Source organism: Pseudomonas sp. UBA2684 (genome assembly GCA_002354655.1).
In the GTDB taxonomy this organism is placed as follows: Bacteria; Pseudomonadota; Gammaproteobacteria; order Pseudomonadales; family Pseudomonadaceae; genus Aquipseudomonas.
In genome coordinates this window covers 80,351-93,364 of the sequence record DELY01000048.1, presented here as the reverse complement: position 1 = coordinate 93,364, position 13,014 = coordinate 80,351, and the positions used below count along the sequence as shown (strand labels likewise).

At 60.2% G+C, this 13,014-nt stretch carries 13 protein-coding genes and 2 pseudogenes; 7 read left to right on the top strand and 8 right to left on the bottom strand.

What is annotated here, in order from left to right; all coding sequences use genetic code 11:
- Positions 1–225 precede the first annotated feature (225 nt).
- A complete protein-coding gene (gene nfuA, locus B3M58_RS16920) occupies positions 226–810 on the top strand; it encodes a Fe-S biogenesis protein NfuA (RefSeq protein ID WP_296220849.1) in 585 nt (194 codons plus the stop codon).
- 175 nt (positions 811–985) lie between these two features.
- On the opposite strand, the gene B3M58_RS16915 is transcribed toward nfuA, so the two are convergent.
- The 3 genes from B3M58_RS16915 to B3M58_RS16905 all read right to left on the bottom strand — a co-directional run bounded on the left by B3M58_RS16915 (position 986) and on the right by B3M58_RS16905 (position 1,870).
- Positions 986–1,219, bottom strand: a complete 234-nt coding sequence (locus B3M58_RS16915; protein WP_296220848.1) for a DUF1272 domain-containing protein — start codon at positions 1,217–1,219, stop codon at positions 986–988.
- A 21-nt stretch (positions 1,220–1,240) separates the two neighbouring features.
- Entirely contained in the window at positions 1,241–1,480 is a 240-nt protein-coding gene (locus B3M58_RS16910) for a helix-turn-helix domain-containing protein (protein WP_296221046.1), read from the bottom strand.
- Positions 1,481–1,600: 120 nt separating this feature from the next.
- Positions 1,601–1,870, bottom strand: coding sequence for a hypothetical protein (locus B3M58_RS16905; RefSeq protein WP_296220846.1), 270 nt, complete (start codon positions 1,868–1,870; stop codon positions 1,601–1,603).
- 623 nt (positions 1,871–2,493) lie between these two features.
- Here B3M58_RS16905 and B3M58_RS16900 point away from each other — a divergent pair.
- The gene (locus B3M58_RS16900; RefSeq protein WP_296220844.1) at positions 2,494–3,162 is read left to right on the top strand and encodes a hypothetical protein; all 669 of its coding nucleotides are present in this window, start codon (positions 2,494–2,496) and stop codon (positions 3,160–3,162) included.
- A gap of 137 nt (positions 3,163–3,299) precedes the next feature.
- Here B3M58_RS16900 and B3M58_RS16895 read toward each other — a convergent pair whose 3' ends face one another.
- Both B3M58_RS16895 and B3M58_RS16890 read right to left on the bottom strand, forming a co-directional pair.
- Positions 3,300–4,142, bottom strand: coding sequence for a hypothetical protein (locus tag B3M58_RS16895; RefSeq protein ID WP_296220843.1), 843 nt, complete (start codon positions 4,140–4,142; stop codon positions 3,300–3,302).
- A gap of 236 nt (positions 4,143–4,378) precedes the next feature.
- A complete protein-coding gene (locus B3M58_RS16890; protein WP_296220842.1) occupies positions 4,379–5,458 on the bottom strand; it encodes a patatin-like phospholipase family protein in 1,080 nt (359 codons plus the stop codon).
- 202 nt (positions 5,459–5,660) lie between these two features.
- Between B3M58_RS16890 and B3M58_RS16885 the strand changes: the two genes are divergently transcribed.
- The 4 genes from B3M58_RS16885 to B3M58_RS16870 are packed head-to-tail and all read left to right on the top strand — an operon-like array spanning position 5,661 to position 8,277.
- Positions 5,661–5,969, top strand: a complete 309-nt coding sequence (locus B3M58_RS16885; protein WP_296220840.1) for a PepSY domain-containing protein — start codon at positions 5,661–5,663, stop codon at positions 5,967–5,969.
- On the top strand, positions 5,969–6,283 hold the full coding sequence (locus B3M58_RS16880) for a PepSY domain-containing protein (RefSeq protein WP_296220839.1): 315 nt from the start codon (positions 5,969–5,971) through the stop codon (positions 6,281–6,283). Before B3M58_RS16885 ends, B3M58_RS16880 begins: the two co-directional genes overlap by 1 nt.
- Entirely contained in the window at positions 6,284–6,952 is a 669-nt protein-coding gene (locus B3M58_RS16875; RefSeq protein ID WP_296220838.1) for a response regulator transcription factor, read from the top strand.
- A complete protein-coding gene (locus B3M58_RS16870; RefSeq protein ID WP_296220837.1) occupies positions 6,949–8,277 on the top strand; it encodes a sensor histidine kinase in 1,329 nt (442 codons plus the stop codon). Before B3M58_RS16875 ends, B3M58_RS16870 begins: the two co-directional genes overlap by 4 nt.
- 180 nt (positions 8,278–8,457) lie before the next feature.
- On the opposite strand, the gene B3M58_RS16865 is transcribed toward B3M58_RS16870, so the two are convergent.
- From B3M58_RS16865 to B3M58_RS22655, 3 genes and pseudogenes are all read right to left on the bottom strand, one after another.
- Positions 8,458–9,054 carry an NADPH-dependent FMN reductase gene (locus tag B3M58_RS16865; protein WP_296220836.1) on the bottom strand — a complete coding sequence of 199 codons (597 nt, stop codon included), beginning with the start codon at positions 9,052–9,054 and terminating at the stop codon, positions 8,458–8,460.
- Between the two features lie 182 nt (positions 9,055–9,236).
- Positions 9,237–9,749: pseudogene (locus tag B3M58_RS22660) on the bottom strand (methyl-accepting chemotaxis protein); the annotation flags it as partial.
- 345 nt (positions 9,750–10,094) lie between these two features.
- Positions 10,095–11,162 (bottom strand): annotated as a pseudogene (locus B3M58_RS22655) (HAMP domain-containing protein); the annotation flags it as partial.
- Between the two features lie 497 nt (positions 11,163–11,659).
- Here B3M58_RS22655 and B3M58_RS16855 point away from each other — a divergent pair.
- Positions 11,660–12,979 carry a Na+/H+ antiporter family protein gene (locus tag B3M58_RS16855; RefSeq protein WP_296220834.1) on the top strand — a complete coding sequence of 440 codons (1,320 nt, stop codon included), beginning with the start codon at positions 11,660–11,662 and terminating at the stop codon, positions 12,977–12,979.
- The last annotated feature ends 35 nt before the right edge of the window (positions 12,980–13,014 follow it).

The window sequence follows — 13,014 nt, the reverse complement described above, 5'->3', positions numbered from 1 at the left end:
GGGGCGGGGCGCGCAGCCTGAGGAGCTGGCGCCGAAGCCCAACAGGGGGAGCGCTTGCGGTTCCGCCCGGCGCTCGGGCTCGTGGGCGTGATGGGCTCTAACAGGCCGCTCTCGTGCTTGATGCTGCGAACAGCCGAGGGCGATGGGTATTCCTACTAAAATGCTAGGACTTTGCCCGCTGCAGGCGAGTGGCGTACACTGCGCGCATGTTTGCGAGGAGTTGCCATGAGCACTATTACCATTACCGACGCGGCCCACGACTATCTGGCTGATCTGCTGAGCAAGCAGAGCACCACGGGTATCGGCATTCGCGTATTCATTACCCAACCGGGCACCCAGTACGCTGAAACCTGCATCGCCTACTGCAAGCCCGGCGAGCAGAAAGCGGAAGATACGGCCCTGGCCCTGGCCAGCTTCACGGCTTGGATCGACGCGGTCAGCGAACCCTTCCTGGAAGATGCCGTGGTCGATTACGCCACTGACCGCATGGGCGGCCAGCTGACCATCAAGGCGCCAAACGCCAAGGTGCCGATGGTCAACGAAGACAGTCCGATCAACGAGCGCATCAGCTATTACCTGCAAACCGAGATCAATCCCGGTTTGGCCAGCCATGGCGGTGAAGTCAGCTTGATCGATGTGGTCGACGATGGCATCGCCGTATTGAAATTCGGCGGCGGTTGCCAGGGCTGTGGTCAGGTCGATCTGACGCTCAAGGAGGGTATCGAAAAAACCCTGCTGGAGCGCATTCCCGAGCTCAAAGGCGTACGTGACGTGACCGATCACACTAACAAAGAAAACGCCTACTACTAGGGTCTGTTGCCGTTTCGTTCGCGACCGCGCAGTGCTCAAACGGCAACCGAAAAAGGCGACCTCAAGGTCGCCTTTTTGTTTTTGTGCAGCGCCTGCGCCAGGCTATTCGCCCACTCAACAAGAGCCTGAATAACCTCTTTGCTTGAGCGTTGCCCGTGTCGGTAAGCCGTGCGCCTCAGGAGCAGGGCTTGAATACACGCTCAGTCGCGGCGGGGAATTGGGCCAGCTTGGCAGCGGGGCGAATTGGCCGTCTGACCAGCTCGCCAGCGCAGTTAGGGCAGCGCAGCTGCAGTTGTCCTTCGCCACAGTCGCGGCAGAAGGTGCATTCGAACGAGCAGATCAGCGCTTCATCGGTGGCGGCGGGAAGGTCGCGGTCACAGCATTCGCAGTTAGGGCGCAGTTGCAGCATGGTCGGCTCCTTGAACGGGGATCAGGCAAAGCGTTCGCTGTATGCCTGCGGGCTGATTGCCAGGTGTTTATGAAAGGTGCGGCGCAGATTTTCTGGGTGGCCGAAACCGGTCAGGCGCGCCACTGTGTCGATCGACGTCTGGGCGTCTTGCAACAGGTTGCGCGCGGCTTTCAGGTGAATTCGCTCAACGCTGGGTACAGCAGGCAGGCAATGGTTCTTGGCGCATCCATGGGGGAGTGTCTCGCTGAGCGATGGATGCAGTCTGCGCTCAACGCAATGATGGCAACAAGGCCAAAAAGCCCACAGATATTGCCACGTTGATCAGCGCCAGGAAGGCGCCGATCAGACGGGCCTTATGCAAGGCCCGTCATCAGCCGTGGGTTATTCCGGCATGCTCCACGGTTCCAGATCGAAGCCTTGCTTGCTCAGATCGTCGCGGGACTTTTTCAATACCTTGGCCAATTGCACGGGGTCGCTGTAGATGCTGCTGGACAGCTGCGTGCGTCCCAGAAGCCGGGTGCTGGTGCGGTCGATGACGGTCAGGCTGAGCTCGCCGGTGCCGTCTTGCGGTGCCCAGGCGACGCATTGGAAGGGTTGAAAAGCGCGGTCGGCGATCAGCAGTGCTTCGTTAAAACGCAGTGGCGCGTTCATGGGGTCGGTTTCTCCGGGTGATCCCAAATGTCTTAAGAGCTGGTGGCGATAACGCTACACCGCTCAGTCATAACTGTTGATGACTGAAGTTGACTGTCGAGTCACATAGGCGTCTGAAAAATGCTGGTTTTTTTGCAAATAATCGGCTGAGTCCAGGTTTTACCTGGGCTGCGCGGGCTCCAGCGCGTAGCGCAGGTGGTCTGAGCGAGGCTGCGTCAGCCGATCACAGTGGCATCGGCAGTGATTTTCCTGGCCAGTGGCCACTAATTTCTGGCGTCATAAGATCAGCACCGTCTGTCGGGCGTTCTGATCAAAAATTGAACGGATTCATGTTTTTCTGCTCATAAAGTAGCCAGACGACGGCGAGCTCGATAGCCTCGCTTTCATCCAACCAGGAGCTTTTTTCTCACATGACGCGTCATGTGCGAGGAAGCTTTTTTACTTTTGAAAGAGGAAATCGAATGATTGAAAGTTCATTCGCCAGGCTGTTATGCACTTAGCGTTTCATAATTGAAATCCGAAAGTTGCACTGGAGTCGTTTCTTCACTGCAAATGTAAAAACCAAAACGAACCATTTGGCGTAGTCGATGTGGTTCACCCGTGATTATAAAAAAGAGGCACCCATGGAATTCACTCTAATTACTTCGTTTTTTGAGCAAAAGACGACCATGGAATTTTTGCGCTTAGGGATTGTGTACGCTCACTTGATCGCCTGTTGTGTTGCAATTGGCATGGTATTAACCAGTGATTTCGCCATGATCAGAGAGTTGATCAAAGGTGAGAAAACACACTTGCAAGACACTCGGCATATGGAAAGCCTGCAAAAAACGGTTTCCGGTGCACTGGCTGTACTCTGGATAACTGGTATTGCGATCATTTGGGTCGACATGTCGGACAAAGGCTTGTCCTATCTGCTCAATCCGAAGTTACAAGCGAAAGTCGCTATCGTCATGTTGCTGACGTTCAACGGTATGCTCCTGCATAGCCTGGTTCTACCAGCGTTGCAGAAGGCTGGCTCGCTGCTGAAGTTGCAATTCAACATGCGTATGTTCGCGCTTTTCGCCGGTGCATTATCAGGCGTGTCATGGTTTTATGCCGCCATGTTGGGGGTCGGTCGTCCGTTGGCCTGGAAGTATTCCTTGGTCGAACTGTTGGCTGCGTATCCAGTGTTGATCGTCGGTGGTTTTATGATGATGGCGCTGTTAACCCAGTGGGCGAAAAATCGTGAAGAAAGTGGCACCGCTACAGCGCAAAGCTACATACAAAGAAACCCGGCGCTGGCAGCCTGGTAACTTAAGTTAGACAAGGCGGCACAGGCTGCCGCCAATCGGCGCTACACCCTAGCGCTGCGATAACATGGCGTCCTCAGGCTCCGACAGTATCTGGCGTACTGTTATGAGTCGGCGGGCGCCATGTTTTTTTGTGCCGATTAACGTGGTTGGTGCGGCGCCGGGCTGGCGGATAGAAGTTCACATAAGTGTCGCGCGACATAACTATGAAAGTGTCGGTCTTCCCAATAAGCCAAGTGGCTCAATGGCGTGTGTCGCTTATACCAGGGGCCGACTGGCATGGCGCAGTCTTCGGCGACCACCGCGGCATAATTCGGCAACGGCCGCAGCGGGTAGCCCAGCGGATCGGCGGGCGCATACAGGTTGAGCCAGCGCGCGCGTTCGCGCATAGGGTCGCTCAGGCAATGGCCGGGGAAGCGGATCGGCACCACCGGATCGTAGGCGAAGGTGAACAGCGGAATATTGCAGCCGAAGGTCACCAACCCGGCCAGGGTTTCCAGTGCAAGAAACGGATCGTGCGGGCAACTGGGGGTTTTGTTGATGCGTTGCTGATCCCAGACGAAATTGGAAAAGATGTGCCCGCCCAATGAATGGGCCAGCACCACCAGCGGCGTGTTGGCGTCGACTTTGGCACGCAGGGCATTGAGGCCACTGCGCAGGCATTGATGCACTTCTTCGTAGGTGGTGTCGTAGGCCTGGCTGACCTTGCGGTAGCCACTGGCATCACCGAGAAACAGGGTGACGATGCGCCGTAGCCAGCGCCAGCGAATCGGTTGGTCGTGCAGTCGGTCGAGGTAGGCGAGTTGGCGCTTATCCAACACACTGGCCCAGTACAGGCTCTGGAACGCCACGTGATTGGCGTCTGCGCCGAGGCGCTGGCGCAGGCCGCGGATAAGTGCTTGGGCAAACGCGTGTTGGCCCTCGCTGTCGCGGCTATCGGGCTGCGTACCGATGCCATGGATGATGGCGACCGCCAGTTTCATAACACGCCTTCCTTGGTTTCGGGCCCGCCAGCCTAATGGCTGATCCGTGTCGCTTCAATTCGCTAGCAGGCCGTTGAAAAACTACCTACGTTGCCGATACGGCGTTAAAAACGGCCTCAAATGCGAGCCCAAGCTAGGCGCCCCCGTCAAAATGCTCATTTACACCACGTAAACTGCGCTTTTTCGGCCGTTTTTGCCTTGTCTCGGCTGCCTCGCCTACATTTTTCAACGGCCTGCTAAAGTGCGACCAGGCGCTCCGCCAGGCGCCCGCTATCCGCTAGTTCGAGGAGCTCGTCGCCGAGTCGGCGGCTTTCGTCCATCGCCTTGCGCCAGTAGCGTTGGCGCCCGGCATCGTCGCCGAGGTAGCGGCTAAAATCCTTGCGGTCCGGCAATTTAGCGTGCGGTAGGCGGGCCAGGTATTCACGCGACGGTGCGAGTAGCAGCACGTCCTGCAAGCGCCCGGCATTGCCACGGCGCCAAGGCATGCTCTTGTCGAACCAACCGGGAATGACTTTGTCGGTGAAATGCGGGTAGAGCACGATATCGTTGCCGCTGTAGGGCAGATCAAGGTGGTAATCGAGCAAACCGCCGTCACGGTAGGTGCCGGGACCTGCGCCGGGAATGTCGCGCACGCCTTCCATGACCATGGGGATCGAGCCGGACGCCAGCAGTGCATGACGCAGGTTGCCGCTGTCCAGGTGCAGGTAGCGCGACGGGAAGTCGGTTAGTTCGCTCAACGGTGGCGGCAGGCGTGCATCGTGCAGGATCACCCGCTCGAAATGCCGAGCCAGCCGTGGACGACCGAGGATGTTGCTACCGATTACCGATGAGAGGCCCAGGCCCAGTGCGCCGCGACGATCCAGGGCGAGCAGGCCGTGGCTCTTTACCACGACAATGTTCAGGCGGTAATCCGGGTTGCTCAGAACGCTGGCGTCCTGGCCATTGAGCAGTTCGTCGAGCATCAGGCTGCAACTGCGCGAGACCTCGGCCATGCTCACGCCTTTGGCGAAACGCTGCGCGGTATAGAGTTCGCCCAAGCGCCGGATACCCTCGGCGGCATTGGGCAGGCAGGCGCTGGCGAAACGCCAGGAGCCGATGGATGCGCCGATCAGCGAGCGTTCGCGCGGTGCGCGGGGCAACCAGTCGCCGAACAAGGCCAGATCCAGCCCCTGAATCCCCAGCGCTTTTGGTCCGCCGGCGGCGCCAGGCAAAATGCCCACATCCGCCGGTTGCAAGCCGCGCTCGCGGATGCGTGCCAAGGCTCGGGAACCGGCCTTGATCGTCAGGGCAGGGGATTTGATCTGAATCGCACTCATGCTGGCCTCCATCACGCAAGGCAGCGATTATAGAGTGCTGATTGAACAGGCCAAGTCACTTCAGCCTATGAATGATGCAGGCATTGCCTATCGATAAGGTGGGCCGGCCGCGCGTATGACAGGCATCGGTGAATTCAGCTTGAATTAAGTCGTCGTGCGTAAAGTGAACAGCGTCGAAAGCATATTCCCACGGAGATTGACCATGAAAACATTGACCGCACTGTTCGCTGTTGCCGCGCTGACCGTCACCGCCGGCGTTGCCCAGGCTCGCGATCTCGGCCCGGACGAAGCGCTGAAACTGCGTGACGCCGGCACCATTCAGTCGTTTGAAAAGCTCAATGCCGCAGCGCTGGCCCAGCACCCAGGCGGCGCGATTGAAGAAACCGAGCTGGAAGAGGAGTACGGCCGCTACATTTACCAAGTTGAAGTGCGCGATCCGCAAGGCTTGCAGTGGGACATGGAACTGGACGCCACCAATGCCCAGATTCTGAAGAATCACCAGGACGACTAATGAAAGACACCGCCGGTTACCGCGCGCTGTTGCTCCTGGTGCTGATTGCGCTGGCGTTTACCGCCAGCGCGCGGGATCTGGATCAGGACGAAGCGCTGCGTTTGCGCCGTGAAGGCGTGATCCTGCCGCTCGAACAACTCATGCGTCCGGCGCTGCAGCGTTACCCTGGCGCCACCTTGTTGGAAGCCGAGCTGGAAGAAGAGGACGATATTTTCGTCTATGAAGTCGAACTGCTGACCGAGCAAGGTGTGGTTCGTGAATTGGAGCTGGATGCCCGCGATGGGCGCATCCTGAAGGACGAGGTAGACGACTGAATGCGCCTGCTGCTAGTGGAAGACCACGTACCCCTGGCCGACGAGCTACTCGCCGGCCTTACGCGTCAGGGCTATGCGGTGGATTGGTTGGCCGACGGCCGCGATGCGGTGTATCAGGGGGCGAGCGAGCCCTATGACTTGATCATTCTCGACCTCGGCCTGCCGGGCAAACCTGGCTTGGAGGTGCTCCAAGAGTGGCGCACCGGCGGTATCGCGACGCCGGTGCTGATCCTTACGGCGCGTGGCTCCTGGGCCGAACGTATCGAAGGGCTGAAGGTCGGTGCCGACGACTACCTGACCAAGCCCTTCCACCCGGAAGAGCTGCAACTGCGCATCCAGGCCCTGTTGCGTCGCGCGCGGGGCTTGGCCAACCAGCCGCAGTTGCACGCCGCGGGCTTGCAGTTGGACGAAAGCCGGCAATGCGTCAGTCGCAATGGCGATGAAGTGGACCTGACGGCGGCGGAGTTCCGCTTGCTGCGCTATTTCATGTTGCATGCCGGGCAGATTCTCTCGAAAAGCCATCTGGCCGAGCACCTGTACGACGGCGAGACCGAGCGCGACTCGAATGTCATTGAAGTGCACGTCAACCACCTGCGTCGCAAACTGGGCCGGGAGGTCATCGAGACCCGCCGTGGCCAGGGCTATCGTTTCAGTGGAGATGCTGCTTGAGGTCGATTCAGCGACGCTTGAGCCTGGGCTTGATCAGCGTGCTGCTGGTCGTCGGTCTATTGCTGGCGCAGACCAGCCTCTGGCTGTTCGACCACAGCCTGCGGCGTTACCTGCAAGCCGGCCTGAAAGACGAAGCCGAAACCCTGTTGATTGCCCTGGTGCGTGGCCCGCAAGGCGTACAGTTGGATGAGCTGCGCCTCAGCGCGGCCTTTCAGCGGCCCTTTTCAGGGCTGTATTTCCGTATCGACTTTGCCGACAAAACGTGGCGCTCACGTTCGTTATGGGACCGCGAGCTGAAACCGACCCAGGCCGCGGGCTTACAGACCGAACTGGGCGACGGTCCGCAGGGCCAGTTGCTACTGACCTACCGCGGCGATTACCAACGCTTCGGCGAGCACCTGTCGATCTATGTGGCGCAGGACTATACCCCGGTGCTGAAAAGCTTCCGCCGGGTGCAGCAAATCGGCCTGGGGCTGGGTTTGGGTGCTTTACTGCTGATCCTGCTGCTGCAACGACTGACAGTCAGCCGGGCGTTGCGCCCTCTCGAACAGGCGCGCCAACAGATCGCGCAGTTGCAGCAAGGCCAGCGTGCGGAGCTCGATACCCAGGTGCCGCAGGAACTGGAGCCGTTGGTGGCGCAGATCAACCACCTGCTGGCGCATACCGAAGACACCCTGAAGCGCTCGCGCAATGCCCTCGGCAACCTCGGCCATGCGTTGAAAACCCCGCTGGCGGTGCTGGTCAGCCTGGCCTCGCGTGAGGAGTTGCAAGAGTACCCGCAATTGCGCAGCACCCTGTTCGAGCAGTTGGAACAAATCGAGCAACGCCTGGCCCGCGAACTGAGCCGCGCACGCCTGGCAGGAGAAGCCTTGCCCGGCGCGCACTTCGAGTGCACCGAGGAGCTGCCAGGGCTGTTTTCCACCCTGGCGATGATCCACGACCGTAACCTGCAACTGGAGTGGCAGGCCGCACCGGGTTTGCGCCTGCCCTGGGACCGCGAGGACTTGCTGGAACTCCTCGGCAACCTGCTGGACAACGCCTGCAAATGGGCGCGCGGCCAGGTCCGCCTGCATATTCAACGTACGCCGCAGCATTACCTGTTGAGCGTCGACGACGATGGCCCGGGCATCGGCAGCGATCAGCGCGAGGAAGTGCTGAGTCGTGGCACGCGTCTGGATGAACAAGTGGCTGGGCACGGTTTAGGCCTGGGCATCGTGCGCGATATCGTCGATGCCTGGGGCGGCCGGCTTGAGCTGCTCGACAGTGAGTTAGGCGGTTTGTGCGTGCGCATCGAACTGCCGCTGCGCGCGCTACGCAAGGTGTGATGCCCGGCCTGATTACTGGCATGCCCGGATGACGTGCGGCGCGACTCGCCGCGCTTTTCGTGGGGGCGGCTTTATCCGCGAGAATCTTCGCAAACTGAAGCTCTTACGCGGTTAAAGCCGCCCACCTATGCACGCGTTCTTCTGTAATCCGTAACCCAGACCATCTTTAAAACCGGCGTTTCACATGCCGTTGGCAAATGCCGGGATGCTCAGGTCGATAGTTTCACGCACGGGTTTCAAGGCATTGGCGTACTTGACCAGGATGTCCAGGTCATAGTCGATGCGTGCGCGCAGGCGCTGGTCGTCTTCGCTGGCAGCCTCGGGGCTGTTCAGCACGTTCTCGACGTGACGCACGATCAAGTGTTCGGGCACGTAACACAGCCGGCAGTTCTTGTAGCTGGAGGCGCGCAGTTCGCTGATGGGATAGGCACCGCCGATACCGGACGAAACGCCGACCAGCAACCCCGGCTTATGTGCCAGTTCGGTCTTGCTGGCATAGATAAAGAAGTTCTTGATGGCCGGGCAGGCCATGCCGTTCCACTCCGGCGCGATGATTACCACGGCGTCGGCGGCCTGTAACTGTTGGCGGTACAGTGCCCAGGGGCCAGTGTCGTCGGCCGGCCACAGGGGCAGGGGGGCCAGCCCCAGGTCGATGACATGGCTCAGCTCGTCGCTGGTTTTTTCAAGCTGGATCAGGCGTTGCCGCAGAAAGCGCGCAACCTTGCCCGATTGGCTGTTGCTGCGACCAGAGCCGGCAACCAAAGCGATATTAAGCATGTGCGATCCCCCAAAATAGAAACGCGCAGGCTAGCGGCAGCAGGCCTGCGCGGCAAGGAGGGGCACGTCAGCCGAACGCTCGAATGGCGCCACCGCTGCTCATGGCAGTGGCTTTAGCCACGGTGCGTCAGCTCTGCGTGCAAGCCTTTCGCGGCTGAAGCCGCTCTCGCGTACGCAACCTGTCAGACACGGAATTGATCCATCAGGCCTTGTTGGTGGTTGGCCAGGCGGTTGAGGTCCTGGCTGACCTGTGCCGACTCGTCGGCCTGGCCGGAGATCGCTTCGGTGACATCGCGAATCGAGGCGACGTTGCGGTTGATTTCCTCGGCCACCGAACTCTGTTCTTCGGCGGCGCTGGCGATTTGCAGGTTCATGTCGGTGATCACACTGACGGCTTGGCTGATGCGTTGCAGGGCGGCGACTGCCTGCTCGACCTGCTCGACACTGCCCTGGGCCTGACGGTGGCTGCTGCTCATGGTGCTGACCACTTCCTTGGTGCCGCTTTGCAGACCCTCGATCACCTGGCGGATTTCCTCCACTGAGTCCTGGGTGCGTTTGGCCAGGTTACGCACTTCATCGGCGACCACCGCGAAGCCACGACCCGCCTCACCGGCGCGCGCCGCTTCGATGGCGGCGTTGAGCGCCAGCAGGTTGGTCTGCTCGGCAATCGAGCGGATCACTTCGAGCACCGAGCCAATCTGTTCGCTGCTGTTGGCCAGGCCCTCGACTTCCTGCATAGCCACGTTCATTTCGTTGGCCAGCAGTTCGATGGTCGAGGTGGTTTTGCCGATCACCCCGAGGCCTTCGCGACTGGCCTGGTCGGCACTGCGCGCGGCCTCGGCGGCTTGCGCGGCGTTGTGCGCGACATCCTGAGCGGTGGCGCTCATTTCCTGGAAAGCAGTGGCCACCTGGTCGACTTCGCGGAACTGCTGCTGCATGCCGGCGCTGGTTTGGCTGGCAATAGCCGCCGACTGGTCGGCGGTGCTGCGCGCATCCTGCACGCTGCGTTTGACGTCGGCGATGATCGGCTGAAGTTTGTCGAGGAAGCGGTTGAACCAGCCTGCCAATTCGCCCAGCTCATCCTGCTTGGCGTAGTCCAGGCGGCGGGTCAGATCGCCTTCGCCGCTGGCGATATTCTTCAGCATCGCGGCCACGCCGAGAATCGGCTTGGTCACCCCGCGGGCGGTCAACCACATCAGCAGCAAGCCGAGCAGCATGGCCACCAGACCAATCAGCAGGGCCACGGCGCTGTCGCCGGTGCGGCGCTGTTCAAGTTGCTGTTCGAGGGTGAGCGCGGGGGCCAGCAGGACTTTTTCCGGCACCTCCAGCAGCACGCTCCAAGGCTTGGATTCGGGAATCGGCTTGAACGGTTGCAGCACGCGCAGCATGTCGCCGTGCTGCAACTCGGCCGCTTCGCCGTTAGCGATGCGGCTGCGTAATTCGCTGGCATGCTCGGCATACGCTTTGTCGACCGGTTGGCTCAGCAGGCTGGCATCGCGGCTATGGCCGGCCAGCAGCGACGACGGGCTGAGGATGCTGACATGCCCTTGGCCGTCATAGAGCTCGCGGTTCGCCTCGCTGCTCAGCTGTTGCAGGCTGTCGAGGCTGATATCGACGCCCATCACGCCGACGACTTTGCCGTCCAGTTCGAGGGGGAAGGCGATGCTGGTCATCAGCACCTGCTGCCCGCCGACTTCATCGAAGTAAGGCTCCAGCACGCAGGTTTTGCGGTTGTCGCGCGGGCAGGTGTACCAAGCGTTATAGGGATCGCCGCTTGGACCGGTCTTGGTGTCGTTGAGCAATTCCTCGGTCATCGACTCCGATTCCAGCTTGCCGGGCTGTGGCTGTGCCCAGTACAGCGAGAAACGCCCGTTGTCGTTGCTGCCCAGCTCGGCCTGATCGACGAACAGTTCGTCCTTGCCATCCAGGGCGTTAGGCTCGAACACCACGTACAGACCGAGCAGCGAGGGGTTGGCTTCCAGGCTGCTGCGCACTTGGCGGGTCAGGTCTTCGCGCAGGTCGAAGGCATCGAGGAAGCGTTTTTCCGCCTGTTCGCGGAGAAACAGAATCTGCCGGGAAAACCCCTTGCCGTATTGGTAGGCATCCATGAAGTAACGCTGGATGCGGATCGCCTGCAACTCGCCGCGCGCTTGCAGGCGTAGCTTGGCGCTCTGTTCGAGCATGCTGCTACTGGAGCTGCGCACCAGCTCGGCACTGCGCGTGGATTGGTAGAGCGAGGCGCCCACCAATAACGTCACGATGGCCAATAAGCAGAGCCCGGCAAGCAGGGTGATTTTCCACTGGATCGAAAGACGGCTGAACAGCATGGGGGCGGTTCCTTACTTCGTTGTACTACACGTCCACTATCGGCGCGTACGCGGCTTTCTTGATCAAAAGCAGTGCGCGGTGACGCTTTTATTGGACCGTTCGGGCTGATGTGAAACTGGCAGGCAAGAATTATGCACAATTTGCTCAGTATTTCGCACAGGGTATTTTTGACAGCCCAGGACGCTTGCGGCAGAGTACGCGGCTTTTTTCGGGGTATGCCGCCAACTGGCGGCAGGTTCTTGGGTTTCTCCAGCAAAAGCTTCACTAGGAGCGTTTCATGAATGCAGTAATTGCAGCAGTCGGCATCATGCTGATCCTCAGCCTGTGCCGGGTGCATGTGGTGGTCGCCTTGATCATTGGCGCCTTGGCCGGTGGCTTGCTTGGCGGTCTGGGCGTTGAGGGTTCGCTGGCCGCGTTCAACAAAGGCCTGGGCGGCGGCGCGACGGTGGCGTTGTCCTATGCGTTGCTCGGTGCGTTTGCCGTGGCGATTGCCAAATCCGGCTTGGCCCACGCGTTGGCCGACAAGGCCTTGGCCATGGTCGGCAAGCAGGACATGCAGGGCGGCGGCATGCTTAAGTGGGTCTTGATTGCCCTGTTGCTGGCGGTGGCGGTGGCTTCGCAGAATATCCTGCCGATCCACATCGCCTTCATTCCGCTGTTGGTGCCGCCGCTGCTGTACGTGTTGAGCAAATTGCAGCTGGATCGGCGCTTGATCGCCTGCGTACTGACTTTCGGCCTGATTACGCCCTACATGTTCCTGCCGGTGGGCTTTGGCGGGATTTTCCTCAATGAGATCCTCCTGGCTAACGTGGCCAAGGCTGGCGTCGACATCAGTGCGGTAAATGTTACCGAGGCCATGGCGATTCCGGCCCTGGGCATGCTGTGCGGTCTGCTGGTGGCGGTGTTGTTCAGCTACCGCAAGAAGCGTGTCTATGACCTGGCGAAGGTCGAACAAGCCGAGCGCATCGACGTTGCCTACAACCCCTTGAGCCTGTTAGTGGCGGGCGTAGCGATTGCCGCAGCCTTCGTCGTGCAGCTGTGGCTGGACTCGATGATCATCGGCGCGCTGGTGGGATTCGTGATTTTTTCGATCTCCGGCGTGGTGCGCTGGAAAGAAGCCGACGGCCTGTTTACCGAGGGCATGAAGATGATGGCGATGATCGGCTTCATTATGATTGCCGCCGCCGGTTTCGCCGAAGTGATGAAAGCCACCGGCGAGGTAAAAACCCTGGTCGATAGCTCGGCCGCGATGATTGGCCACGACAAAGCCATTGGTGCACTGCTGATGTTGCTGGTTGGCCTGCTGGTGACCATGGGCATCGGTTCGTCGTTCTCCACGGTGCCGATCATTGCGGCGATCTTCGTGCCGCTGGGCGTGCAGCTGGGCTTCAGCCCGCTGGCCATCGTCTGCATCGTCGGTACTGCCGGCGCGCTGGGCGATGCCGGCTCGCCGGCCTCCGACTCGACCCTGGGGCCGACTTCGGGCCTCAACGTCGATGGCCAGCACAGCCACATCTGGGACAGCGTGGTGCCAACCTTCCTGCACTACAACTTGCCGTTACTGGTGTTTGGTTGGGTCGCCGCGATGGTGCTGTAAGCGATTGCGAGTGCTCGGCATTCGAACAAACCGCG